This window comes from Robertkochia sediminum (genome assembly GCF_016786255.1).
Taxonomy (GTDB): domain Bacteria; phylum Bacteroidota; class Bacteroidia; order Flavobacteriales; family Flavobacteriaceae; genus Robertkochia; species Robertkochia sediminum.
The window spans coordinates 186,619-211,508 of the sequence record NZ_JADMKT010000077.1; the positions used below are offsets into that span (position 1 = coordinate 186,619).

The 24,890-nt window shown below is 41.3% G+C and carries 23 protein-coding genes; 9 read left to right on the forward strand and 14 right to left on the reverse strand.

Annotation, left to right across the window (positions count from 1 at the left end; all coding sequences use genetic code 11):
- Positions 1-26 precede the first annotated feature (26 nt).
- Genes IS446_RS10705 through IS446_RS10715 form a run of 3 tightly spaced genes read left to right on the forward strand, consistent with a single transcriptional unit; the run spans position 27 to position 3,675 of the window.
- The gene (locus IS446_RS10705; protein ID WP_203060550.1) at positions 27-1,442 is read left to right on the forward strand and encodes an arylsulfatase; all 1,416 of its coding nucleotides are present in this window, start codon (positions 27-29) and stop codon (positions 1,440-1,442) included.
- 56 nt (positions 1,443-1,498) lie between these two features.
- Positions 1,499-2,659 (forward strand): galactokinase, encoded by a 1,161-nt coding sequence (gene galK / locus IS446_RS10710; RefSeq protein ID WP_203060552.1) that lies wholly within the window; start codon positions 1,499-1,501, stop codon positions 2,657-2,659.
- Complete coding sequence (locus IS446_RS10715; protein WP_394370964.1) at positions 2,656-3,675, forward strand: UDP-glucose--hexose-1-phosphate uridylyltransferase; 1,020 nt, start codon at positions 2,656-2,658, stop codon at positions 3,673-3,675. Before galK ends, IS446_RS10715 begins: the two co-directional genes overlap by 4 nt.
- 108 nt (positions 3,676-3,783) lie before the next feature.
- Here the strand turns inward: IS446_RS10715 and IS446_RS10720 are convergent, their stop codons facing one another.
- The 4 genes from IS446_RS10720 to IS446_RS10735 form a co-directional block, all read right to left on the reverse strand.
- Positions 3,784-5,022 (reverse strand): NAD(P)/FAD-dependent oxidoreductase, encoded by a 1,239-nt coding sequence (locus tag IS446_RS10720; protein ID WP_203060556.1) that lies wholly within the window; start codon positions 5,020-5,022, stop codon positions 3,784-3,786.
- A gap of 99 nt (positions 5,023-5,121) precedes the next feature.
- Positions 5,122-5,430, reverse strand: coding sequence for a TIGR03643 family protein (locus IS446_RS10725; protein ID WP_203060558.1), 309 nt, complete (start codon positions 5,428-5,430; stop codon positions 5,122-5,124).
- A complete protein-coding gene (locus IS446_RS10730) occupies positions 5,403-5,816 on the reverse strand; it encodes a DUF2452 domain-containing protein (protein WP_203060560.1) in 414 nt (137 codons plus the stop codon). The genes IS446_RS10725 and IS446_RS10730 overlap by 28 nt, the downstream gene beginning before the upstream one ends.
- A gap of 6 nt (positions 5,817-5,822) precedes the next feature.
- Positions 5,823-5,987 carry a Lacal_2735 family protein gene (locus IS446_RS10735; protein WP_203060562.1) on the reverse strand — a complete coding sequence of 55 codons (165 nt, stop codon included), beginning with the start codon at positions 5,985-5,987 and terminating at the stop codon, positions 5,823-5,825.
- A gap of 243 nt (positions 5,988-6,230) precedes the next feature.
- On the opposite strand from IS446_RS10735, the gene IS446_RS10740 reads away from it, so the two are divergent.
- From IS446_RS10740 to IS446_RS10765, 6 genes are all read left to right on the forward strand, one after another.
- Positions 6,231-7,628: a DEAD/DEAH box helicase gene (locus IS446_RS10740; RefSeq protein ID WP_203060564.1), complete on the forward strand. Its 1,398-nt coding sequence runs from the start codon at positions 6,231-6,233 to the stop codon at positions 7,626-7,628.
- Positions 7,629-7,818: 190 nt separating this feature from the next.
- Positions 7,819-10,815, forward strand: a complete 2,997-nt coding sequence (locus IS446_RS10745; protein WP_203060566.1) for a hypothetical protein — start codon at positions 7,819-7,821, stop codon at positions 10,813-10,815.
- A gap of 183 nt (positions 10,816-10,998) precedes the next feature.
- Positions 10,999-11,682 (forward strand): NUDIX hydrolase, encoded by a 684-nt coding sequence (locus tag IS446_RS10750; protein WP_203060568.1) that lies wholly within the window; start codon positions 10,999-11,001, stop codon positions 11,680-11,682.
- Positions 11,683-11,746: 64 nt separating this feature from the next.
- Positions 11,747-12,592 (forward strand): ribose-phosphate diphosphokinase, encoded by an 846-nt coding sequence (gene prs / locus IS446_RS10755; RefSeq protein ID WP_203060570.1) that lies wholly within the window; start codon positions 11,747-11,749, stop codon positions 12,590-12,592.
- 26 nt (positions 12,593-12,618) lie between these two features.
- Entirely contained in the window at positions 12,619-14,100 is a 1,482-nt protein-coding gene (locus IS446_RS10760; protein ID WP_203060572.1) for a nicotinate phosphoribosyltransferase, read from the forward strand.
- A 511-nt stretch (positions 14,101-14,611) separates the two neighbouring features.
- Positions 14,612-15,649, forward strand: coding sequence for a GTP pyrophosphokinase (locus IS446_RS10765; RefSeq protein ID WP_203060574.1), 1,038 nt, complete (start codon positions 14,612-14,614; stop codon positions 15,647-15,649).
- Positions 15,650-16,150: 501 nt separating this feature from the next.
- On the opposite strand, the gene IS446_RS10770 is transcribed toward IS446_RS10765, so the two are convergent.
- From IS446_RS10770 to IS446_RS10815, 10 genes are all read right to left on the reverse strand, one after another.
- Complete coding sequence (locus tag IS446_RS10770) at positions 16,151-17,014, reverse strand: alpha/beta hydrolase (protein ID WP_203060576.1); 864 nt, start codon at positions 17,012-17,014, stop codon at positions 16,151-16,153.
- 55 nt (positions 17,015-17,069) lie between these two features.
- A complete protein-coding gene (locus IS446_RS10775) occupies positions 17,070-17,936 on the reverse strand; it encodes a TolB-like translocation protein (RefSeq protein ID WP_203060578.1) in 867 nt (288 codons plus the stop codon).
- Positions 17,933-18,301, reverse strand: coding sequence for a cupin domain-containing protein (locus tag IS446_RS10780; RefSeq protein WP_203060580.1), 369 nt, complete (start codon positions 18,299-18,301; stop codon positions 17,933-17,935). Before IS446_RS10780 ends, IS446_RS10775 begins: the two co-directional genes overlap by 4 nt.
- Positions 18,302-18,311: 10 nt before the next feature.
- On the reverse strand, positions 18,312-19,790 hold the full coding sequence (locus IS446_RS10785) for a serine hydrolase domain-containing protein (protein WP_203060583.1): 1,479 nt from the start codon (positions 19,788-19,790) through the stop codon (positions 18,312-18,314).
- 4 nt (positions 19,791-19,794) lie between these two features.
- Positions 19,795-19,935, reverse strand: coding sequence for a hypothetical protein (locus IS446_RS10790; protein WP_203060585.1), 141 nt, complete (start codon positions 19,933-19,935; stop codon positions 19,795-19,797).
- A 94-nt stretch (positions 19,936-20,029) separates the two neighbouring features.
- Positions 20,030-21,589, reverse strand: coding sequence for an amidohydrolase family protein (locus IS446_RS10795; protein WP_203060587.1), 1,560 nt, complete (start codon positions 21,587-21,589; stop codon positions 20,030-20,032).
- A gap of 132 nt (positions 21,590-21,721) precedes the next feature.
- A complete protein-coding gene (locus IS446_RS10800; protein WP_203060589.1) occupies positions 21,722-21,886 on the reverse strand; it encodes a hypothetical protein in 165 nt (54 codons plus the stop codon).
- A 241-nt stretch (positions 21,887-22,127) separates the two neighbouring features.
- On the reverse strand, positions 22,128-23,522 hold the full coding sequence (locus tag IS446_RS10805; RefSeq protein WP_203060591.1) for an alpha/beta hydrolase family protein: 1,395 nt from the start codon (positions 23,520-23,522) through the stop codon (positions 22,128-22,130).
- 108 nt (positions 23,523-23,630) lie between these two features.
- Positions 23,631-24,227 carry a hypothetical protein gene (locus IS446_RS10810; RefSeq protein ID WP_203060593.1) on the reverse strand — a complete coding sequence of 199 codons (597 nt, stop codon included), beginning with the start codon at positions 24,225-24,227 and terminating at the stop codon, positions 23,631-23,633.
- Positions 24,228-24,234: 7 nt separating this feature from the next.
- On the reverse strand, positions 24,235-24,720 hold the full coding sequence (locus IS446_RS10815; RefSeq protein ID WP_203060595.1) for an RNA polymerase sigma factor: 486 nt from the start codon (positions 24,718-24,720) through the stop codon (positions 24,235-24,237).
- Between the last annotated feature and the right edge of the window lie 170 nt (positions 24,721-24,890).

A 24,890-nucleotide genomic window follows, 5' to 3' on the forward strand; every position in this document is an offset into this window, starting at 1 on the left:
TGAAGTATGGTTCAATTAAAAGTAGCATGATGAAAAGTATAATACAGGTAGTTAGGTATGCCTTGGTATTGCTGGCTGTCTTTGCCGTGAGTTGTAAAAAGGCCGGTGAAACTACGCCTCAGCAGCAACCCAATATCGTTTTTATCATTGCCGATGATCTGGGATGGGGGGATGTCGGGTATAACGGACAAGAAAAGATCAAAACCCCGAATATTGACCGCTTGGCCAAAGAGGGGATGATCTTTAACCAGATGTATGCGGGTAGCCCGGTTTGTGGCCCCAGCAGGGCCAGTATCATGACCGGGGTGCATACGGGACACGGTACCGTAAGGGGGAACCCCAGATGGTCGTTGAGTGGTAAGCCCGTAGATTTCGATCCACATGAAGAAACCCTCGGAGAGGTGCTTCAGAAAGCGGGGTATACCACTGCGGTCGTGGGCAAGTGGGGGTTAGCTGAAAACCTGGGAGCCACGGTTCCGATTAAACAGGGCTTTGATTACTTCTACGGGTTCAATCAGCACCTGCCCGCACATAACTACTATCCCGAGCAGATCTGGGAAAACGATTCCCTCTTCACCCTTCCGCAGAACAATACCATGGAAAAGAAAGGGGAGTATGTACAGGAGCTGTTTACCCAAAAGGCTATAGATTTTGTAGAACGCCAGCAGGATGATCCTTTCTTCCTGTACCTGGCCTTTACCACCCCGCATTTTGAGCTCACCATTCCCGATCATTACAAAGAACCTTATGACAGTTTGAACTGGCCGCTTAGGAAAATGATACCCGGGCATTACCGCCATGATGAAAACGGACACGTAACCTACGCTGCCATGGTCTCCAAGATGGATGCCGATATCGGACGGTTGGTAGAAACTCTTAAAAACAAAGGAGTTTACGAGAATACCCTGATCATCTTTACCAGTGACAACGGACATGAATACGATAATGTGCGTGATGAGTTCTTTAACAGTAACGGGCCCTTCCGCGGAATGAAAAGAGATTTGTACGAGGGCGGAATCCATATGCCTTTTGTAGCGGTTTGGCCGGGAAAGATAAACCCCGGTAGTGTTACCGAACACCAGGGTGCCTTTTGGGATCTCAAAGCCACCCTTGCCGAAGTTGCGGGCGCGGAAATCACACAGGAAACCGATGGGATCTCCTTTTTACCCACCCTTACAGGGGGTGCCGAACAGGCAAAACACGATTACCTGTACTGGGAGTTCAACGAGCACAGAGGGCCGGTGCAGGCATTGGCAAAACAAGAATGGAAGCTGGTACATTTTGTTGAAACCGGAACATTCGAATTGTACAACCTGGAACAGGACCCTTCAGAACAGGAGGATTTAGCCGGGCAATTCCCGGAACAACTACAGGCACTTAAAACCCTGTTGGGTGGTGCGCGGACCGAGCATCCGGAGTTTCCGCTTTCAAGAAGGGAGTGATCGCCTTATTGGATGAATCTTTCCACTTTTGACACCCTAATCATCTGATGTGAATTATGAAGAACAACCTATTGGATAAGGTCGGGAAGCATTTCTCGGCAACTTTTAATGCAACCCCGCAATTGGTGTTCTCCCCGGGAAGGATCAACCTCATTGGGGAACACGTAGATTATAACGATGGTTTTGTATTTCCTGCTGCTATAGACAAGGGGATCGCCGTTGCCATAAAGGAATCAGGTACCCCTGAAAGCGGTATCTGTACCGCCATCGCCCTGGACCTGTGGGAAATTTTCGAGTTTGAACTGGTTAACCTTGCACCGCTTAAGGATGGTGGTTGGCGTAATTTCGTCATCGGCGTCGTTGCAGAAGTGATCAAGGCGGGGGGTGAACTCCAACCCTTTAATATCGTCTTTAGCGGCAATGTCCCTTCGGGTTCCGGACTGTCTTCTTCTGCTGCCCTCGAAAATGGTATTGTATATAGTCTGAATGCCTTATTTGACCTGGGGTTGACCCGGGGGCAGATGATCATGATATCCCAAAAGGCCGAGCATCTGTACGTAGGTGTGCAATGCGGGATCATGGACCAATACGCCAGTATGTTCGGAGAGGAAGACCATTTTTTACTCCTGGATTGCCGGAGCCTGGAATCTAAAAAATTCCACATCGACCTCTCCGGGTATACTCTTGTACTTTTAAATACGAATGTAAAGCACAACCTGTCGGACAGTACCTATAACAAACGCAGAGCCTTATGCGAGAAAGTCGCCGGTTTGTTGGGTAAATCCAGTCTTCGCGAGGTTACTGAAAACGAATTAAAAGGGCTGAGGGATAAAGAACTCTCGGAAGACGAATACCAAAAAGTACTGTATGTGGTCCAGGAGATCGCGCGTACGGTCAAGGCGGGCGCAGTCATCGAACAAGGGGATGTAGAAGCCCTGGGAAATTTGCTTTTTGAAACCCATAGCGGACTTTCAAAACAGTACGAGGTGAGCTGCGAAGAACTGGACTCTCTGGTAGCCCTGGCAGTAAATACCCCATACGTGATTGGAGCCCGGATGATGGGAGGCGGATTTGGAGGCTGTACCATCAATATCGTGCAGGAAGCCCATGCTGAAGATTTTATTGCGGCTGCAAGAAGATCCTATGTGCAACAATTCGGCTTCGAATGCACGCCGATTCATATTAAACTTTCCAAAGGAACACACTTGATCAAATAGCCATGAACCTACAGGACTATTCACATAAGCGTTATAACATACTCACCGGAGAATGGGTACTGGTGTCACCGCACAGGGCTAAACGCCCATGGCAGGGGCAGGAGGAGGCCGTGGTCAGGGAAAAAAGACCTCAGCACGATCCGAATTGCTATCTGTGTGCAGGTAATACCCGTATCAATGGAGAGAAGAATCCGGAGTATACAGATGTCTTTGTTTTTCAAAATGATTTTGCCGCCCTCCAGGATACTTCACCAACATTTAGTGAGCATCGTGGTTTGCTAAGGGCAGAAAGTGAACAAGGGATCTGCCGGGTGGTCTGTTTTAGTCCGGATCACTCCAAAAGCCTTGCCGATATGACCCCGGAGGAGATCGTTAAGGTGGTGAAGGTATGGAAGCGGGAATACCATGACCTGGGAATCCGGGACGGGATCAATTACGTTCAGATCTTTGAGAATAAAGGCGCGGTGATGGGATGTAGTAATCCGCACCCACACGGACAGATTTGGAGCCAGAGCTCCCTGCCCAACGAGGTGTTGAAAAAAGACAACAGGCAAGCACAATATTACCGGGAACACCAAAGGTCACTACTGGGGGACTATATTCAGCAGGAACTAGAACTTGGCGAGCGTATCCTCTTTGAAAATGAGCACTTCGCAGCCCTGGTGCCGTTTTGGGCGATCTGGCCTTTTGAGACCATGATCGTTCCTAAAAAGCATCTTGTTCACCTCGGGGCATTGAATGACGCCCAGGAGGCTCAATTAGCAGAAGCGATCTCGGTGATCACCAAGGTATACGACAAGATATTCGACACCTCCTTTCCGTATTCTTCAGGAATACATCAGGCCCCGACCAATGGAGAAGAAAATGCCCATTGGCATATGCATATGAGTTTTTTTCCGCCCCTGCTCAGAAGCGCCACCGTAAAGAAATTCATGGTGGGCTATGAAATGTTCGGATCGCCCCAGAGGGATATTACCCCTGAGCAGGCCGTAAAATTGATGAGGTCATTACTCTAAGGGAATAAGAATGATTGAAATTCAATGATGTCAATCATGAACCTAAATGAAGGGCTATTTTTTTTGCGGTTGCATGGGGTTATGAGCATCCTGGTTGTCATCTAACAGCTATAGATTTTCAATGAGTCCTAAAGCTGCACGTTCTCCGGAGATCATGGCTGCATTCAGGGAGCCGTTGAGCAGGTAATCCCCGGCCAGGAATACACGTGATTTAAGTTTGGTTTCAGAAGGTAACAGTTCATATTGCATAGCATGCGGCTTGGGCAAGGCATAGGCAATAGGGTAGTGCTTTAAAAAACGTTCGGTTTTGATGTTACAATGATCCTGAAGCTCTTTCTTTATACGGACGATCAATTCTTTTTGATCGAGGCTGTGATCTTTTACAACGGTAACCGATAGCAAATCCCCGTCTCCTTTTGACCTTGATGGCAAACTGGTGTGATAGCAGATGTTATTGATCAGTGCATCCTTATCGGGGATCAGTCCAATGAGCGGCTTATCGATAACGCGTCCGCTGGTTTCAAAATAAAGCGTATCACAAGATACCCAGTTATTGTCCTGGTTGTTTAAATTCGGAACAAGCGCGCTGGCCTCTGTAGCGATAATGGTATGATCTGTCTTCAGAATGGTGCCGTCTTCCAAATAGATCTGATCATCTTCTACCGATCTCACCTTGGTATTGAAATGAAAGGTGGTGTGCCTCAGCTTCGCCTGTAATTGTTTTGGGATAGCTTCCATTCCTGCTTTCGGTAAGGCTGCAAATCCCTCTCCGAACATTTTATACACGAATTCGAACATCCTGCTCGAGGTGTTCAGTTCAGACTCCAAAAAGATCCCTCCGAAAAACGGACGGAAGAACATGTCGATCATTTCGCCCGAGAAACCAAGGTCTTTAAGATATTGAAGTGTGGTTTTCTCCGGAGCTTTAAAGACCTCCTCGATGGAGGTACTTTTAAGCCTGTTATTGAGTTCAAGCACCTTTACCTTGTCTGTGACCGAACCTATTCCTGAGAAAAGGGTAGGAAGTAATAAAGAAAGGTTTCTTAATGGATCTCCTATGGTTTTCTGTTTGCCCTGATGGAAGATCGTTGCTCCCGGCAGAAAATGCTGTAATTCCAGCGCTTTAAGGTCCAAATATTCTTTTGCAGTAGGGTAGGCAGTAAGCAGTACCTGGAATCCATGATCCAGCTGATATCCTTCTGCTATATCCGTTTTAACCCTTCCACCAACGCGATCGGATCCTTCAATGATAACGGGATGAAATCCGTTGCGTTCAAGTACTACCGCAGCGGTGAGTCCGCTGATCCCGGCACCAACTATATATATTTTACGCTCTTTTTTATCCATAATTTTTTATCCTACCATGGAGCTCTTTATTCTATGAGTTTAGAAAGTTACATTTTAACGCCCTAATTGAACTCATTATATGGAAAGTCACCATCTAGGTTATCGTTTACTGATCTTATTACCCGTGATCGCTTTTTGTCTGGTACATTTAAAGCGCTTGATTTCTTGGCTTCTTTTTTTTACATGTTTACTACTTACCCCACTATTTACGCGTTTTCTCCATAGCTTAAAACTCGATTCCTTCAGTTGGCCTCTCATGATCTTGATGACTTCCTTTTCGGGTAATCCAAATTGGAATTCAATCGCCTCGAACGGGGTTCTGTCTTCCCAGGCCATTTCTATGATCCGGTCTAATTCCCGTTCTGAAAATTCCTGCTCTGCTATGATCTCTGTACTATTTTTTCCCATATATGATCTGTGTTTAATCGAAAACTGCCTAAAAATTTAAATGAACACTCTTCCGGTGCGATGATCGAAAGAAATGTTTTGTTCCGGTCTTTTTTATACAGGTGATATACTTCTCCGAGGTTGGGTTCAAATGCGAATTCAGCATTGTAAATGAGCTTGTTGTATTCAAATTCCTCTATTAGCGCTTCATACGCTAATCTGATCTCCCGGTAACGGGCATTTACCTTATGGTTCAGTTTGTTGATGCTACGGTTTTTCCACTCGCTTGTATCTGTTGTTCTAATCGCCGGAGCACCCACATTTGTGGCATATGGTTTTAGCGCTGCATCGTATCGGTTAGTATCGGTATTGAACACCACCTGATCAGGCTTCTTTCGATCTTCCATTTTGATTTAGGCTAACTTTTCCAGTTTCTTCATGATCTCTTCAGCTTCGTAGGTCTTTTGGTCACTGAGCTTCCTGTCGCTGGTTGATAGGCGGTGTGCGTCTTTCATAAGTTTTTGGTACTGTTCATAGAGCTTTTCTTTCTCCGTTTTCTTTTTAAATAATCCGAACATGTTCAAAGGTTTTTGATAAAAAGTTATGACTTAAAACTACATAATGTTTAAAGAAATAAGTAATTAATTAAACAAATTATAACATATCACAGCATTTCTGCAGAGGGTATTACCCTCAATATTTTGGTAATTGAATGATTATGAGTCTTTTGAACAGTCGTTTGTTTCAGGTCTTCAGGAAAAGCGTACCTTTACGCCCAATCGTTGGTGAGGTTTACACAGCATCCAACACAATTTTTATTTATGTCATTTACTTCCCTGGGCTTGTCTGAAGCCCTGCTTAAGGCGATTCGCCAACAAGGATATACCCAACCCACACCCATACAGGAAAAAGCCATCCCCCGCATTTTAGAAGGGAAGGATGTACTGGCTTCTGCCCAAACCGGAACCGGAAAAACCGCGGGGTTTACTTTACCGGTTTTACAGCGACTTTCTGAATCGGCTACCCATAATAAACATCGCCCTATCAGGGCACTGGTGCTTACCCCTACACGTGAACTGGCAGCACAGGTAGAGGCGAGTATTCAACAATACGGAGCTTTTCTGCCGTTAAGGTCCATGGTGATCTTTGGGGGTGTGAAACAGCACGGTCAGGTTCATGAGTTAAAGAAGGGAGTCGATATCCTTATTGCTACTCCCGGCCGATTACTGGATCTTGAGCAGCAAGGGCTCTTGTCACTAAGACAGGTGGAAATACTCATACTTGATGAGGCCGACCGTATGCTGGATATGGGCTTTTTAAGAGATATCAAAAAGGTACTCGCCCTCTTACCCAAAAAGCGTCAAAACCTCTTGTTCTCGGCTACTTTTTCTCCCGATATCAAGCAGTTGGCTCAGGGATTTATGCATCACCCGGTATTGGTGGAGGCTACCCCTGAGAATACTACCGTAGAGGTGATCGAACAGAACGTATTTCTCGTTGAGAAACGCGCGAAACCCACCTTTCTGATCAAAAAGATCAAGGAGGAGCACTGGGAGCAGGCCCTGGTATTTACAAGAACCAAGCACGGGGCCAATAAGCTGTGTAAAAAACTCGTGAATCAGGGGATCATGGCAGCACCGATACACGGAAATAAAAGTCAGGCAGCACGAACCAAAGCCTTAGCCGATTTTAAATCGGGAGCCATCAGCGTGCTGGTCGCTACAGACATTGCTGCCCGCGGACTCGACATTCCGCTTTTACCTCATGTGGTGAATTTTGAGCTGCCAAACGTTCCTGAAGACTATGTGCATCGCATAGGTCGTACCGGTAGGGCAGGAGCTTCAGGTGAGGCTATTTCCCTGGTAGATGGGGAAGAAGTGAAATTATTAAAGGCCATTGAAAAGTTCACCTCCCAGCGTATCCCGGCCACCCGTGTTGAGATCGATCCCAAGGAGTTTCCTGAACCTTCAACAGAAAGGTCCTCCGGACGTTCTTCGTCCTCCCGGTCCCGAAGCAGTAAACCGTCGACGGGGAGAAGGAAAAAGAATGCATCGTCAGCTTCACGTTCCCGAAGTGGGAACCAGCCTTCATTTGAAGAGGCGAAACCAAAACGATCGTCATCTTCCGGTGGTTCGCGAAATGGGAATGCTTCCTCATCACAAGGAGGAAAACGCTCTTCCGGAAAAAAACGCTGGTACGGGAAGGGGAAAAAGCAGTAGGCAGGAAGCAGGAAGCAGTAAGTAGTAGGCAGAAAGCAGGATGTAGTAAGCATAAAGCTACAGGCGGTATTCGGTAGTTTCGGTAGGAAGAAAGCAGGAGGAAGGGACACTATTCAAGCCCTTTCACGCTGTAAGAATAAGACTATTTTCTTTATATTCATCATCTCATAATATAAAGAAGATCTCTACTATGTCACGCATTCTATCCCTTATTGCTTTCGCGTTCTTTACCTGTATAGCCATTGCACAGGATTTTGAATCCTTACAATACCGAAACTTAGGTCCGTACCGTGGAGGTCGGGTTACTGCTGTAGCCGGGGTTCGTACGGCACCAGCCACCTTTTACCTGGGAGCAACCGGAGGAGGGGTATGGAAAACTGTGGATTACGGAAATACCTGGAAGAACGTTTCCGACGGCTTTTTTACAACACCTTCTATCGGTGCTATTGCCGTGGCCCAGAACGACCCTAATATTGTGTATGTAGGTACAGGGAGTGACGGATTGCGTAGTAATGTCATCGAAGGCCGTGGGATGTACAGATCGATCGATGGGGGAGATAACTGGGATTTCATCGGCTTGCCCGAGGTCGGACAGATCGGCGCGGTGAGAATTCATCCCGTTAACCACAATGTCGTTTATGTTGCGGCAATTGGGAAAGCCTTTCAGGCAAATCCGCAGCGCGGGGTGTACAAGACCACTAATGGCGGTAAAACGTGGAAGAAGGTCTTATCCATTTCTGAGGAGACAGGCGTTTACGATATCGAATTCTTACCTTCGAATCCGCAGATCCTATTTGCCACCGCATGGAAGGCACAACGTAAACCGTGGTCTATCATAAGTGGGGGTAACCCTGAAGAGGGTGGAATCTATAAGTCGGTTGACGGCGGAGAAAGCTGGGATAAAATTTCCGACGGATTGCCAAAAGAACTTATCGGGAAGATCGATCTGGCCGTAACCCAGGCCGACTCTAAGCTGGTCTATGCCCTGGTAGAAGCTCCAGGCAATGAAGGAGGCTTGTATAAGTCGGTAGACCAGGGGCGGTCTTTCAAACAGGTGTCTAGTCATAAAGGCATTCGCACACGGCCGTTTTATTACACCAATTTAAGAGTAGATCCAAAAGATCCCAATGTACTGTATTCCCTGGCTACCGGGTATTATAAATCGGAAGACGGCGGGAAGAACTGGAAGCGCGTCTCATCGCCTCACGGAGATAATCACGATATGTGGATCAATCCCGATAACCCCGATATTTTTATCCAGGCCAACGACGGAGGTGCCAACGTAACGCTAGATGGCGGTGCGTCCTGGTCTACACAATACAACCAACCTACGGCAGAGATCTACCAGGTGGAGGTAGACGACCAGTATCCATACTGGGTATATGGAGGACAACAGGATAATTACAGTACTGTGGCCGTGCCGAGTCAGGCCCCATATGGACTGCAAACACCGGGAACGGGTTACATTATCAATACAGGAGGTTGTGAAACCGGCCCTGCAGTGCCAAAACCGGGAGATCCCAATATCGTATATTCAAATTGTAAGGGGCGGTTTGGTGTCTTTAACAAGGCAACCGGTACAGAAATGCAATATTATGTGGGTGCATCAAATATGTACGGTCACAATCCTAAGGACCTTCGCTACAGGTTTCAGCGCGTAGCCCCCATTCATGTTTCGCCTCATGATCCTTCTGTGGTGTATCACTGCAGTCAGTTTGTGCATAAAACCACCGATGAAGGGAAAACCTGGGAGACGATCTCTCCCGATCTCACCGCATTTGAAGACGATAAGCAGGTGATATCCGGGGCTCCCATCACCAGGGATATTACCGGAGAAGAGTTTTACAGTACGATCTATGCCATTCGTGAATCACCGGTAAAACAAGGTGTTATTTGGGTGGGAGCTAATGACGGACCGGTACACGTAACACAGGATGGCGGACAAACATGGACCAATGTAACGCCTAAAAAGCTCCCAAAAGGAGGTAGGGTTGATGCGGTAGAACCCTCACCGAACGATCCGGCAAAAGCTTATATCAGTGTGTTGAGAAACCAGTTGGGAGATACCAAACCCTATATCTATAAAACAACCAATTACGGGAAGTCCTGGGAGTTACTTACCAATGGTGAAAATGGTATTCCGGAGGATTACCCAACCCGGGTAGTTCGCGAAGATCCCGAAAGAGATGGCTTGTTGTTTGCAGGTACAGAATATGGGGTCTTTGTGTCTTTCGATGATGGGGAGAATTGGAAGCCTTTTCAGCAAAACTTACCGCTAACCCCGATCACCGACCTTAAGATCCATCGCGGTGATGTGGTAATGAGTACCATGGGCAGAGGCTTCTGGATCCTGGACGATATTTCGCCCCTGAGGCAATATGCTTCGGAGCGCTCAGGTGAAAATCACTTGTATAAGCCCAAAAGTACCTATCGCTATCGCATGCCATCAGGTGCCTGGAATAGCACTACTCCTAAATATCCGAATCCTTCGGTCAAGATCGATTATTACCTGGCGGAGAAGCCCGAACAGGCTATTGAGCTTGAGATCAAAGATGACATGGGGAACGTAGTGTACCATATTGTAAGCGATACCACAACGCTTAAGGTAAAAGAAAAGGTGGTTCGGGATATGGCTACCGAAGAGATCAGGTTCGTTACGAACAAGAACTTATCGGTGAAGAAAGGGATGAATCGATTTGAGTGGAATTTCAGAAGTACCGGAGCCTGGCATAAGGATGAAGGGAGACGCTACAAGAACGGACCCATCGTACCTCCCGGAACCTATACCGCTACACTATCTGTTGGCGACTGGAAGGGCACACAGGAGATCGAACTTTTGATGGGTCCCAGATCAGTAGCAGCAGGATTGACCATAGAAGACCTGAGCAAGCAGACAGAACTTCAGCAAAAAGTACAAGCTTTAATGGAGCGTGCCAGAAAACTCGAAGACTCCCTGGAGAAGGAATTAGAAGCGACTAAGGAAGAAGCCGAAAAGAAGGCCTTAAAGGAGGTCTTGAACCAATTGAAAACCGCAGAGGGCATTTATATGCAACCTATGCTCACCGATCAGATCTCTTATTTGAACAGCATGATCAACAGGGCCGATCAGGTTCCCGGTAAGGATGCCTATAACCGATATGAGGAGTTGGCTGGCCGGTTGAAGGAGCTCGAGGCGGTATTGGATTAGAATCACCTAAAAAAAGGTATTTTATATTATAGAATAAATTCTATATATTGCTCAGATATTATGAGCTCATTACTGCTGTTTACCGTGGATTGATAGCTTGCCCTGAATCGGATCCATTGAAGAGAAGGTGCTTGTGTATTATGCAAGAGATAATGTGTAAATTACACACAAAATAATTGGACAGTGCAGCATATCAAATTAGCAGTAGATGCAGTAGTATTCGGGTATCAGAACGAAGCGTTATACTTGCTTTGTGTAAAACAAAAATACGGTCCTTTCGCTAACTCATGGGTATTACCAGGAGGCTTGGTAAAGGATAATGAATCGATACAGGATGCCGTCAAGCGGGAGCTGGAAGAAGAAACCAGTGTAGAATTGGACTATTTGGAACAACTCTACACCTTTGGAGATGATGTTGAAAGAGACCCCAGGGGGCGGGTAGTTACCGTGGCATATTTAGGTTTGGTAGATCCGGGTCGATTACATATTCAGGCAGATACGGATGCATTAGAGGTGAAATGGTTCTTGCTTAAAGATCTTCCTGAGTTAGGTTACGATCATCAAAGCATCGTAGATAAAGGATTGGAAAGGTTACGCGCTAAGATCCATTACGAGCCTATCGGATTCGACCTGCTTGGAAAGGAATTCTTTTTTTCAGAACTGGAAGGATTGTACCGTACGATCACCAACAGGGAGCTCGATAGGAGGAATTTCAGAAAAAAGATATTGAGTTTTGAATTGTTGGAAGATCTCGGCGTTTTTCCTTCGAATGGAAGAGGAAGACCTGGGAAGAAGTACCGGTTTAGAGAAGATCGGTATAAGGAGTTGGTAGCGAAGGGATTCCACTTTGAAATTAAATATGTGTAAAAAATACGCAAAACACTTGCAAGGATTGAAAAACTTGTTTTAATTTGCGTTAAAAATACGCAAAATGACACTTGATCTCGATCCTGATTTTCGACCTTTCCCCGGCCTTCCCCAGCTTTCCTTTTCAACCTTCACCTTTCCCGGAGGCGAAATTCATTTTAAACTTACCGCATCGGTCAATGAATCTAATAAGGTGATCATCACCCATAGAGTCATAAATTTTAAGGCGATGGGAGAGATCCTGCTCGCATCAGATGCTTTAAGAAGGGCAGGAGTAAAGTGCCTGGAACTCTTTATTCCTTACTTTCCGGGCGCACGACAGGATCGTGTCATGGTACCGGGCGAACCCCTAACGGTAAAGGTAATGGCCGATATGCTGAATGCAGTGGGATTTGATAAGATAACAGTTTTTGATCCGCATTCTGACGTTACTCCTGCCGTATTAAACAACTGCGTTGTTACAGACAACCATGCTTTTATAGCCCAATGTGCCGCCATGCTCCCTGCCAATATGTTACTGGTGTCTCCGGATGGTGGGGGCTTGAAAAAGATCTACAAGCTGGGACAATTCCTTAAGAACTATGATGTAGTGGAGTGTTCTAAGTCCAGGAATGTACAGACCGGCGCCATATCCAATTTCACAGTCTATAAAGATGATCTGCAAGGGAGGCCTTGTCTTATTGTCGATGATATTTGCGATGGAGGGGGCACCTTCCTGGGATTGGCAAAGGAGCTCAAGGCTAAAAATGCTGGTCCCCTTTATCTCGCCGTTAGTCACGGTATCTTCAGCCACGGTTTCGAGGCCTTATTCCAGGTCTTTGACAAGATATTTACTACGAATTCATTTACCGATCATCCTCAGCACCCCAGCCTGCTTCAACTCCCTCTTGAGGATAGTGTACTCTTTTAATTTATTCACTTCTAAAACCAATGATTATGAATCCTTTACTTCTCACAGATGGCTACAAAGTAGACCACAGACGTCAGTACCCCCAAAACACTACGTTGGTATATTCCAATTGGACCCCGAGAAAAAGCCGCATTGAAGATATCGATGAGGTGGTCTTTTTTGGCTTGCAGTATTTCCTTAAAAAATATGTTTTAGAAGATTTTCGGGATCACTTTTTTTCTCGTCCCAAAGAGGAGGTGACCACCCGATATGCCCGCCGTATTAACAATTACCTGGGCCAGAACGCAGTGGGTACAGAGCACATAGGAGCCCTGCATGACCTGGGTTATATCCCCATGGTCTTTAAGGCCCTTCCTGAAGGAGCAGCAGTACCGGTACGTGTGCCTATGTTTACCATGTATAATACCTTACCGGAGTTCTTTTGGCTTACTAATTATTTTGAGACTTTACTTTCTACCACGGTCTGGTTACCATGTAACTCTGCTACCATTGCACGTGAATATCGTAAGGTGTTGGATCAGTACGCCCAGGAAACGAGTTCCCAACCTGAATTCGTCGACTGGCAGGGTCATGATTTTTCCATGCGCGGTATAGGTGCCCTCGAAGGAGCTATGCTCAGTGGCGCAGGCCATCTTCTCAGTTTTAGTGGTACTGACACCATTCCCACTATCGATTTCCTGGAATATTATTACGGAGCCGATAGCGATAAAGAATTGGTCGGGGGGTCCGTGGCGGCAACCGAGCATTCTGTAATGAGTATGGGTACCAATGAAGGAGAATTTGAAACCTTTAAAAGGCTTATCACAGAAGTGTATCCTAATGGTATTGTTTCCATAGTTTCAGATACCTGGGATCTTTGGAAAGTACTAACCGATTACCTACCGGCATTGAAGAATGAAGTTCTGGCAAGAGAAGGGAAAGTGGTGATACGTCCTGACAGTGGTGACCCGGTAAAGATCATTTGTGGCGATCCTGAGGGAAGCACCCCTGAAGAGCGTTCGGGGGTCATTCAATTGCTCTGGGACGTTTTTGGAGGTACTGTTAACGATAAGGGGTTTAAAGAATTGGATATGCATATCGGAGCCATTTATGGCGATAGTATTACCCTTGATCGTGCCAAAGCGATCTGTGAGGGATTAAAAGAGAACGGATTTGCGTCCACCAATGTGGTTCTTGGAATCGGGTCTTTTACGTACCAGTACAATACCAGAGATACTTTTGGGTTCGCAATGAAGGCCACCTATGGTGAAGTTGCCGGATCGCCCAGAGAGATCTATAAGGATCCTGTTACAGATGACGGTACGAAGAAGTCTGCCCGCGGCCTGATCAAGATCGAACTGAAGGACGGCATGTATACCCTGAAGGATCAGGTTTCCTGGGAGGAAGAACAACAAGGTGAACTTAAAGAAGTATTCCGCGACGGTAAATTGCTGGTTGATCTCACTCTGGGAGAGATAAGAGATGAGGTCAAAAAAGGCTTCAATAAGGTCTCACTTGTGACCGGTTAAATGTTATTCACTTTATGAAACCCTCTCCAACAGAGGGTTTTTTTTTGGTCTAACCTTAAATAAAACTTAAGCCCTGTAACAATGAAAAATTTCAGATTTGACTTTCAAAATAAGATCTTCTTTGTCGATGATATTAAAATTACACGAGATATTAAACAAGAAGATATCAGAAAAATAGGTTTCGAGAGATGGGATGATTATCAAGACAATTACTCCTACATTTAAAAAAATAAGATCAGGTTCCCGGTAAGGATGCATATGACCGATATGAGGAGTTATTGGTGCAATTAGTGCAGTTTGAGAAGGGCATAGATTAAGTTCCAGAATCCAAACAGTTTTACTATATTCATAAGCGTCTTGTAGTTAGTGAGTTGTGGTTTGGTGTGTGTTTCTTTTGCGATCAAAAGTAGTTATATGGGCTGCGTGGTTTTTTTTTGATTCGTTAGAAATAGCCAAGGCAAATACTAATATATCAAGCAGGATGGAAACTATTTAGAATTGGTAATGCAATATGGAATTATCGAAAGAACTGAATTTATTTTTGAAGGAATACAGTCTTTATGAAAAGGACGTATTGATACCTACGCTTGGTGAAGTTAGGACCATTCTGGATGAAATGGAGCGTTCGGAATTCTGGAAGAAGTATACTATTGGTAAAGGGGTCGCCACCCCATCGCCTATCAGACAAACCATGTCGCGTATAAAGGATTCGGATAAAGTTGTAAAAAAAATTTTTCGAAAGCCTGAACTATTTCCGGAGAAGTTATCTAAAAATAGCTTCAAAAGGATGCACGATACCATTGGTCTTAGAATAGTGGTATACTTTCCTTCACAATTATCGCTAATTGACAGGGAACTAAGGAACTCACTATATTTTGAATTGGATGAGGACAACCCACCTGAAGCATATTTTGAACCGGAGAAACTTTCACGATTGGGACTTTCCCATATAGAGCTTAAAGAGAAGGAAAGTGGGTATACTTCTATCCACTATATGGCTCGTCTTAAGGATAGTATTATTCCACCTATTGATAGACCTGTTTTTGAGATCCAGGTAAGAACTTTGGCCCAGGAATTGTGGTCTGAACTGGAACATGTTCTATCCTATAAGCCGGAAACACGGCCTCATTTTTCTGCGCAAAGGAGACTTCAAATTTTAAGTAGGGAAGTATCGGTTATTGATGAACATTTTAACTTATTGTATGAAGAACTTATACATAACCAGGAGACCATTACATATAAGGATACCGATGTTTTAACTTTTGAGAATACGCCAAAAGTTTTGGCTCAAGTGGGTGTTCAATGTGCACTCACCGAATTAAATCCAATTTTAAAATCCTTGTATACCAGAAATATTAGTACCGTAGGTCGTTTTCTTGAAATTGCCACGCCTTTACGCTTGGCAACCATAAGGAATAATTACGTATCAATAACCGGTCATGCACCGGATAATATCGAGCTGATATCCACATTATCCATTCTGAATGATGTAACTTCAAAGAATGCAGAAAACGAAAGAATCAAGGCCTCAATTCGTTTTCAGAAATAAATTAAATTGAAAAAGAGCAGGAACATTATGAATATTTAAACGCTCAGATTAATTCCGTATACTTCAGGGATTACTCGTCCTGCTTCGCAGGCCTCGTGATCCTTGGAGGGGAGTCCTTGCAAAGAAAACCGGAAGTTTGTAGCGCTCGCTTCCCTGGCTTTTTTATGCCCTTTCACCTTAGGAAAGCAAGCTTTCCACGACTTCAGGGCATAAAAAAACCGGAACGTTTCCGTTCCGGTTTTCTTTGCGGAGAAAGAGGAACCATAACTAAAATGCGGTTTTAGCACTAATAGCAAGGGCTACGAGATGATGGAAATTGCCGCACCCCCGAATTCTCCACCTTTAACAAAGTTTAATATTTACGAAATAAATTTTGGTTTGAATATTATTTAATTCGAACCAAAATTTAATTACCCTTTAATCATAAATACTAAGGTATTCATGTAATACTCCCTCAATTATAAAAGTAGAACAGGACTTATCCTTGTTAATAGTTTAGGCTTAATACTTTTCGCTTTTATCTAGAATTGGCTCTTCAATTTCTTTAAAATCTTTTAAACGAGGAACATGTTTAGATCCTTTAAATAAAACAACTTCTTCAAATGAAGGAAAAATATCTTTAACTCGTTTTATCATTTTTTTACCAGGAAAAAGGATGTCCTTTTCAGCTGCGAAAATGCTGATCGGGGTTTTTATGTTTTTAGCTGAATCTTTTGTAATTACAGGTAGTGGCGAGAAATCCATGTTACAGTGCTGAAATGTATTTGACATATAGGTTAACGCAAAATCATCGTATTCAGAAAAAAGAACACCCATTACTTTTTTAATGTACTTTTGGTTATTTGTTTTGATAAACTTTTTTAATGGGATGAACAATTTGATCAAACCTACAAGAGGATTGCCATTTACAATATAGACTGGGGCGATTAAGAAAACCTGTCTGATCGGGGTTTCATTAAACTCTAGTGCTTTTAAGCTGATGAAACCACCAAAGGAAAAACCTACTAAGGTTACGTCTTTCAGTCTTAGTTTTATGATCACCTCAATAAGCCATTTTCCATAGTCTAAAGACTTCATGTCCAATCTATTCTCTGCACTTTTATTGGGTTGTGCCAGCACATCTACCGCATAAACACAATATTTTGAAGCTAGATTAGGGAAAGAATCCAAAATTTGTGGTGCACATCCTCCTGTTCCGTGAATCAAAACTAAAGGAGGGTTTTTAGTATTTCCAGTAATGATAACATTGGTAACTCCAAACTTTGTTTCTACCATTTTTTCTGAATATTCAATATTCAGTTCATTTAACTTTTGATCGTAAAGGGTTATGATTTTTTCTTTTCCTTCTTTTGTTTTGAAAAACATGGTTGATTCGTTTTTTGATTGATGATTTCTATATTTAATGTGTTGATCTAATGTTCTAATAACTTTTTTGAAGTGAAAAGATAACTTTTGCATCCACCCAAAAGATATCAGCTTTATTGCCACCATACGATCTATGAAAGAAAAAGTACTTTCCGTCAGGGGATATACTTCCGAAAGCATCTTCAAATTCTGTATTGATCTTATCACCTAAATTGATTGCAGGACCCCAGGAGCTATCTTTTTGACGAAATGAAATATATAAGTCTGAATTACCATACCCACTTTCTCTCTGATCGTCCCAAATAATATAAGATTCATCCGGTGCGATAAAAGGGTGTGCATTCCATATGCCAACATCCAATTTTAGTGCTTTAGGTTCTTCATAATTCCCGTCGACTAAACGCGAATAGCGTAATGGTCCATTTTCGCTTGCTTCATCAAAATAATAAGTACCATTTGATGCTGTAGTAAGACGCATAATAGGAAATTTATCAAAAGTCGCACCAAGTGGCTTTACAGCAGACCAGCCTGAGGAATCTTTTGTTCTGTAGTTTCTTCCTAAATGCATGGTGTTACCATTTGGTGTAATGAATGGCTCGCCTGATCTTGGTGCTATGAGAGATTCGGTCAACTGTTCGTCTTTAAACTGAACGACCACCAATGCATTATTTTTATAAGTCCCTCCTCGTCTTCGGAAATAAAACGATTTTAAATCAGGTGAAATAGCTACTGCAGCTTCTCTATGTTCAGTTTGAATGATCTTTGGTGCAAAGGGTTTAGGCGCTAAACCCGGTGGATCTTGACCAAGATAAATTTCTTCTAAACTTTCTTCCTTATCAACTTTTGATCTATGTTCTACATTGTTGCAAGCATTAATAGCTAACGCTATTACTAAGAGCAATGAGAAATATGCTATTCTCATACGTTATTTTTTTGATTGTTGATGGATTTTGTGATCTCAGTTATTACATTACCGGTATGCAAGGTTGTTTTACTTTCGATTAGCAGGATGGTACATTCCTTTTTAGATGATACTTTATGATTTACCCCCTTAGGAACAACAAATAGATCTCCCTTTTGCATGGTGAAAGTCGGCTGATGCTCTATTTCCATTACCAAAAACCCTTCAAGAATAAGGAATAATTCGTCCTCGTTTTCATGGGTATGCCAAGGGACTTTATCGCCATCAATTTTGGCGATTTTCACGTATTCATTATTTACTTCTGCTATTATTTTTGGGGAATAATAGGATTGTAAATCTTTAATTTGATCATATACGTTTACCATCTTAAATGTATTATTCGTCTTCTTTCAACAATTTGTTCAATGTGTTTTTTGACCCTTCACTTCCTAATTCAACCGCCTTTGTGTAACTTTTTATAGCTTCTTCTTTTTGGTTGTATTTTAGGTGAGCTTCACCCAATGAATCCCATAAATTACCATCGTCAGGAAATAATTTCACATTAAGTTTAAACAATGCTAATGCCCAACCTGGTTGGTCTTCTTTTTTCATCCTGCTATAGCCTAGTCGATTTAGTATGGCATGGTTGTCAAATTCACTTTTAAGTTCTTTCTTTAAAAAATCTGGTAATTTTTCTGCATTTGTAGATGAATGTGTGTTGATAAATTCATGAATCAATTCATAAATATTTTTTGAAAGTGGGGTTGGGGTGTAATTCGTATTAAAAACCATCTTACCAATTTCTCTCGCAACCTCTTCTGATTCACGTCCTAAAAACGCATTTGTCATGTATATTATCACGACATCATCGTCTGTAAATCTTACAAAATCTGCAAAGTACAATCCATTACTCCCATTATGAGCAACGATTTTGGTGTCTCGATTGCTTTGAGATATGGCCCAGCCATACCCATAATGTGATGTCATTTTATCGTTTTCGGCTACATATGCTGCTTCTTGTATTTCTCTGGCTTTCTTTGATAAAACGATGTTGTTTTTTAAAGCATTATGCCATTTGAATAAATCTTCAATCGTAGAATGAATGTCCCCTTTACCAATACTATACCAATGGTTGTTATTTTGAGGCAGATGTTGTTGGGTTGTTCCCCAATCTGTCCATTTTTCAGCATCTCTGTTATAGTAGTACCCATGTGCTAACCGTTCTGTACTAAAATTGATGTGTTTATATCCCGTACTTGTCAATTGTGCAGGTTCCAATAAATAGTTTGTCAGAAAAGCACTATAGGTTTGTTCTGAAACCAATTCTATTATAACCGCTAGCATAATGTAGTTGGCATTCGCATATTGATACTTAGTACCAGGCTTAGATTGCAATTCTGATTCAAAAAACTCTTTTAAAAACTGTTGTTTACTAGCTTCATCATATCTAAAACCGCCTGTTCTATTAGAAATTCCTGAGGTATGCGTAAGTAATTGATGAATTGTTATATCGCTCTTATCAAAAGGGGTCTGAGTAAAATATGAACTTATTTTATCCGATGTTTTGATTTTACCTTGCTCGACCAATTTTAAAATAGCGGAAGCTGTAAATTGTTTCGTTACAGAACCAATATTAAAAACGGTTTTTGGGGAATTGGGAATTTTATTTTTACGATCTGCCCATCCGTATCCTTTGGACAAAATAACTTCCCCTTTTTTAGCAACTAAAACAACACCAGAAAAGCCATTCTTTGCACTTGCTTCTAAATAAGAATCAATCTTGTTGAAAAGCTTTTTGTTCGTGTTTTGAGAAGTAGCGCTAAAAATGGAAAGCGTAATGATTGTAAAAAATAGTGTTTTAATAAACGATCTCATTTTGTTATTTTTTGGTTCCATATTCTAACGCAGCACCTATGGCAATGCCCAGAACAAACCATAATTGCATATTTGAGGTTAAGTAGCCTACTACAGTTCCCAGTATAATTCCTATTCCCAGTTTGACACCTTTTGTAGTTTTCATTTTTTCTATAATTTCTATTCTTAATTTATTTATGATAAAAATAAGTTGACTTCGGCACTGGGAAGTTCTGCATTAAGAATCAGAACGAAATCCTTTAATCTGCAAACTGCACTCGAATTAATGGGCTATTCAGTAAGCTCAAAAATGTTTTTATGTTGAAATGAAAACTGCCAGCAGCTGATGCTGTGAACTGTTTTAATTCTCTTAGTTTTTCCCGATTATAATATACTCCGTTCAACAACACTCCTTTGATACGTTTTGTATTTTCAATATCCTTTAAAGGATTTTCATATAGTAAAACCAGGTCTGCTTTCTTGCCAATTGCTATTGTTCCATAATCCTTAGCCAGATTTGAAAACATTGCGGGCACAATGGTTGCACTTTGCAGGGCCTCCAGATTAGAAAGTCCGCTTGTTGTTAATTCGTATAATTCATCATGCAAACTAAATCCGGCAAACACATAAGAGTCGGTAACATCGGTTCCTGCCATAATGGGCACCCCCATGCTATTTGCCATTCTTACTTGTTTTTTTGAAGCTTCATAAAATTGTTCACTTACACTAATTCCTTCACTTTCGAGATTTTTCTTTTTGTTATGGTTTGTGTCATATTTCCACCACAGTTGCTTTCTGACGTGGGTTACATATTTTAGATTTTCATTATCAGTAAACTCATTTTTATGCGCATTGGCTTCAAACTTCAAGGTCTGTAAGGTCGGCGTCCAGTGGGCTTCTTTTTGTTGCATTAGACGCATTAATGCTTTAGCCTTAACGCTATCAAACCGTTGTACGATCGTTGCTTTTGATCTGGAAAAATATGCTTTCCAATTTGTTGGATGCTTTAAACTATCCGCTTCCGGGAAACACTCGTACATGAATATTCGTCCGTGCTCAAAACTTCTTTGTCCCAGGTTAATCGCTTCTTCCAAACTTAGAAACATGGGCTTATGACCTGCCAGATGCAAACCATACTGAGGTGCTCTTAGCGCTAATGTTTTGTAAGTGTTTTTTGGCAACTGCTGATACACCTTAATAAAATCTACGTTTTCCTTTTTATAGAATTGTAGCAACGAATCTACTTGAGATGGATCTTGCAGTTTAAAAAAGTCCGGTGCATCCTCAGGGATGGCTTTTTCACCATCCATTTGGTAACTGCTTTGCAATACATATCTCGGTGTGATCCTGGTGTTATTCTCTAAGTCTTTATTCCACTGTAATCGTTCTTGACTACCCACCCAATAGCTATCCTTTTCATTCAACTGACCAGACATATCTCTTACCACAGTAATGCCATTTGCGATGTACAGTGGATGATGCAACCATTCTGAATGTTGATTGGAATGGGTATGCATGTCCCATAAACCCGGAATAAGGTATTTACCCGTACCATCGATAATTAAAGCATCATCAAAAGCTGTGATTAGAACCGTATCAATTTTTGTGATACGGGACTGTTCTATCAAAACAAATTGATCCGTAATAACTTCTCCGGATACAACATTTACAATATTTACATTTTTGATGATGGTTCTTTCAAAAACCATTGGTGTTTGTAATTTGGATGTAGGCCAGAGGTAAGCTGTAATAGTTATTGCAATTGCTACGATAATTATAGCCATTACAACTTTAGTAAGGTAGATAAGCTTTTTTTTCAAAATTTATTTTCGTGAATGCGGGGCAATTAATCAACCCAAAAATCCTCATTTTCAGTTTCGATAATTGCACTCCGAATGGTTTTTTAGTTTAGCTAATAATCCTGACAATTTTCAGGTAATCAGTTCATATCGCTATTTCCTTTTTTCTGTTTTTTTAGTTAAAATGATTCCAACTAAAACTCCCAACGAAACTCCAAGACTAATAAATAGGGCTAAATTGTCTGTCAAAACACCTATTACACTTCCGATTGTGGCACCAAAGGCTGAACCTAAGACTATTTTTTTTTCGTTATTCATATTTCCTAATTTTGTTTAGCTGTGAGTTAGTTGATATACAAGGTGTTACAGGGTGTGCCTTCAAGGTTTTGTCTCTGTTTTTTGTTCTAATTGCTGCTGGCTTAATGGTATAACACCGATAAATACAATTACTATCAGATTAAAATTCATGAAGTGTCCTTTTGATTAATTTTTGCAAATTTTGACTCAAATTTATTTTAAAGGCTGATCGTAAACGGTCTGCATTACAAATCAGAACCCATTAATTTATATGCCCTAAAATCCAATTTGATATTTCTTGCAATGCGATTGGGGAAAATGTCTGTTCAATTTTCCGATACTCATCCATCTTTCCTGTTTCGCACTCCTGAAAAAAGTGGTTTAAGTTTTCCAATTCAAGTATTTTGTAATCTTTGTTACCACCATTGATCAAAGCTTGACGTATTCCATTTTGATTTATTTTAGCGTTAACTTGGGTATCTTTACTACCATTTAAAGACAACACAGGGATTTGCAATTTTTCAATTTCATCAGCTGGATTGTATTTTAAAAAGTAGCGTGACCATGGTTTAATACTTGTATTTACTTGACTTTCTATAAGTGCATTGATATTTTTTTCAGGTACATTTAAGTCTTTTAAAATTGGTTTTAAAAAATTATTATAGTGTGCTGTTAATTCTGTTTTAATTTCTTTTTCACTTTTATCAGAAGTAACAATTTCAATCGCTTTTCTGGAATTTTCCTCATATGCTTTTTCATCTTTCACCGGAAATTGACGTAATGTTTTAGATTGCATTACCGATAATTCTGCTCCGGAAATTCCAGTAGAAGCCAATAAAACCATAAAAGACACATCTTTTGTTTGATTCGCTGATAATGGAGCAATGATTCCACCTTCGCTATGTCCAATTAAACCAATATGCTTTTTATCTATTTCTTTTCTGGTTTTCAAGTAAGCGATGGCGCTTAGTACGTCTTTAGAAAAATCTTCTGTGGTTGCTCTGCCAAAATCGCCGGTAGATGCTCCTTGACCACGGTCATCGAAACGCAATACACCAATACCTTGTTTGGTAAGATGATCTGCCAGGACTAAAAAGGGTTTGTGTCCCATAAAAGTTTCGTCTCTGTCCTGTGGACCACTTCCGCTAATTAAAATGGCTACTGGAAAGATACCGTTTTTATTAGGTAACGTTAAGGTGCCAGCTAAGGTTATATTTGCTTCGTTATTTTTAAACAATACCTCTTCTTCATAGTAGGAATATGGTTTTACCGGTTCTTGAGGTCTGCGTTGGTCTTCTATTTCTACGCTCCCTCTTTTTAAATTCAGTGCCATTTCTATACCACCTTCTTTATAGTTTCCTTCAAATTGTTGTAATTCACTATTAAAGTGTGCTATATAAGACATACCAACGTTTGAACCATCAATTATCAGCTTTCCGTTTGTAAGCGTTGTTGCTGTAGGTTTAATTCCGGAAACTCTAAATGTAGGTACATTCATTATTGCCGAATATTTCCCATTTTCTTGCTTGATGTTAAAAATAAAGGTGATTTCTTTCTCACCTCTTTTGGCCTTTCCGCTCCAATCTCCTGATATATCTTGAGAAAAACTTAATACTGAGTATAGTAATAAAGCGAATGAGATAAGTATTTTTTTCATTTTTTAATATTTAAATGTGTTAGAATTTGAACGTACTTCTCCTGTCCGAATAAATTCAGAATCAAAATAGGTACGTGAAGTAATTGTGATGTTTAAATTGTAATGAGGCTAGTCTTCCAGTTCCTTTAAGATAGTATTTGCTGCATCTGTAGCTTTCTTATATTTTTTTTGCACCCAACGCGCAAATATGTACAATACACCAATACCAGAAGGAACCAGCCAATTTAGCTTTTCAGTCATTGTAAAAACATCAATGCCTTTCATGATCTTACCAAATACAACAACCAAAGCAATAAGTACTATAAAGCTTCCATAAAAACTTATTTTTTGAATTTGCATAAACTGAGATTTTCCCTTTGCATAGGCTTTTACAGCTTCTTTATAAGTACTTTTAGAGATGTCTACGGTCTTCATTTTTTTTATCGATTGTAAAGACAAAACAGGTAATAGCATACATGCAACAATTGCAATGACCCCGGTAAGTTGCAAATACCATACTTCTAAAGATGAGAAATTGCTGATGATATAGATTACTGCAGCAAAACAAATGAGTGCAGAGACTGATTCTGAGAATGAAATAATTCGCATTTTAGTGTCAAAACGCTCTTTCGTCATATCCATAACTAACTGATCTGTTAGTACTTTTTGTTGGTCCACCTTTTTACTCATTTCTTCCCAAAGGGATTTCATTTCTTCAAGTTCCATAATATTGTTATTTATTAATTTGAGATCTTAATTTATTTTTTATTCTACCCAAGCGTGTACCAATATTGGTTGCAGTAAAACCTGTGATCGTAGCAATTTCATCGTAGTTCTTACCTTCTAAATGAAGTAGAATGATACCCTTTTCTACAATGTTGAGTTTTTGTATATGTGCATATAAAAGAGTAATTCGTTCTTCCATAGCTGAGTCAACTTGATCTATTTGATCTAAAAGAAAATGATCCATAGATACTCGAGTTCCTTTTCTTTTTTCTTTTTTTAAGTTGCTGATGGCTGTATTTAGTGCAACACGATACATCCAAGTGCTAATTTTTGAATCCTCTTTAAAAGAACTGAAAGACTTCCAAAGTTGATATACAATTTCCTGGTATAAATCCTTTTGATCTTCGGTAGAATCAGTGTAAAGCCTCGTTACTTTATAAATAATACCTTCGTTCTCTTTGATGGCTCTTATGAATTCTCTTTTTGTATGCATTTAAAGATTAATTACACTCCATTAGTAATAGAAGGATTCAAAAAATCACAAAAACATGTGTTTATTTTTCAATAGCACATATAATGATCTGTTTATTAGCGTTATAGAGTTTAAATAATAGGTTTGACTCATCATGCAGCCCATAACTGTTGATGATATCGTGAAGTGAA

Excerpts from the sequence above, each read along its gene's own strand:
- IS446_RS10705 (WP_203060550.1), top strand. The coding sequence starts at position 27 with ATGATGAAAAGTATAATACAGGTAGTTAGGTATGCCTTGGTATTGCTG.
- IS446_RS10785 (WP_203060583.1), bottom strand. The coding sequence starts at position 19,790 with ATGAGATCGTTTATTAAAACACTATTTTTTACAATCATTACGCTTTCC.
- IS446_RS10745 (WP_203060566.1), top strand. The coding sequence starts at position 7,819 with ATGTCACGCATTCTATCCCTTATTGCTTTCGCGTTCTTTACCTGTATA.
- IS446_RS10760 (WP_203060572.1), top strand. The coding sequence starts at position 12,619 with ATGAATCCTTTACTTCTCACAGATGGCTACAAAGTAGACCACAGACGT.
- IS446_RS10800 (WP_203060589.1), bottom strand. The coding sequence starts at position 21,886 with ATGAATAACGAAAAAAAAATAGTCTTAGGTTCAGCCTTTGGTGCCACA.
- galK (WP_203060552.1), top strand. The coding sequence starts at position 1,499 with ATGAAGAACAACCTATTGGATAAGGTCGGGAAGCATTTCTCGGCAACT.
- IS446_RS10730 (WP_203060560.1), bottom strand. The coding sequence starts at position 5,816 with ATGGAAGATCGAAAGAAGCCTGATCAGGTGGTGTTCAATACCGATACT.
- IS446_RS10790 (WP_203060585.1), bottom strand. The coding sequence starts at position 19,935 with ATGAAAACTACAAAAGGTGTCAAACTGGGAATAGGAATTATACTGGGA.
- IS446_RS10770 (WP_203060576.1), bottom strand. The coding sequence starts at position 17,014 with ATGTTTTTCAAAACAAAAGAAGGAAAAGAAAAAATCATAACCCTTTAC.
- IS446_RS10725 (WP_203060558.1), bottom strand. The coding sequence starts at position 5,430 with ATGGGAAAAAATAGTACAGAGATCATAGCAGAGCAGGAATTTTCAGAA.
- IS446_RS10765 (WP_203060574.1), top strand. The coding sequence starts at position 14,612 with ATGGAATTATCGAAAGAACTGAATTTATTTTTGAAGGAATACAGTCTT.
- IS446_RS10775 (WP_203060578.1), bottom strand. The coding sequence starts at position 17,936 with ATGAGAATAGCATATTTCTCATTGCTCTTAGTAATAGCGTTAGCTATT.
- IS446_RS10735 (WP_203060562.1), bottom strand. The coding sequence starts at position 5,987 with ATGTTCGGATTATTTAAAAAGAAAACGGAGAAAGAAAAGCTCTATGAA.
- IS446_RS10815 (WP_203060595.1), bottom strand. The coding sequence starts at position 24,720 with ATGCATACAAAAAGAGAATTCATAAGAGCCATCAAAGAGAACGAAGGT.
- IS446_RS10805 (WP_203060591.1), bottom strand. The coding sequence starts at position 23,522 with ATGAAAAAAATACTTATCTCATTCGCTTTATTACTATACTCAGTATTA.
- IS446_RS10780 (WP_203060580.1), bottom strand. The coding sequence starts at position 18,301 with ATGGTAAACGTATATGATCAAATTAAAGATTTACAATCCTATTATTCC.
- IS446_RS10810 (WP_203060593.1), bottom strand. The coding sequence starts at position 24,227 with ATGGAACTTGAAGAAATGAAATCCCTTTGGGAAGAAATGAGTAAAAAG.
- prs (WP_203060570.1), top strand. The coding sequence starts at position 11,747 with ATGACACTTGATCTCGATCCTGATTTTCGACCTTTCCCCGGCCTTCCC.
- IS446_RS10720 (WP_203060556.1), bottom strand. The coding sequence starts at position 5,022 with ATGGATAAAAAAGAGCGTAAAATATATATAGTTGGTGCCGGGATCAGC.
- IS446_RS10740 (WP_203060564.1), top strand. The coding sequence starts at position 6,231 with ATGTCATTTACTTCCCTGGGCTTGTCTGAAGCCCTGCTTAAGGCGATT.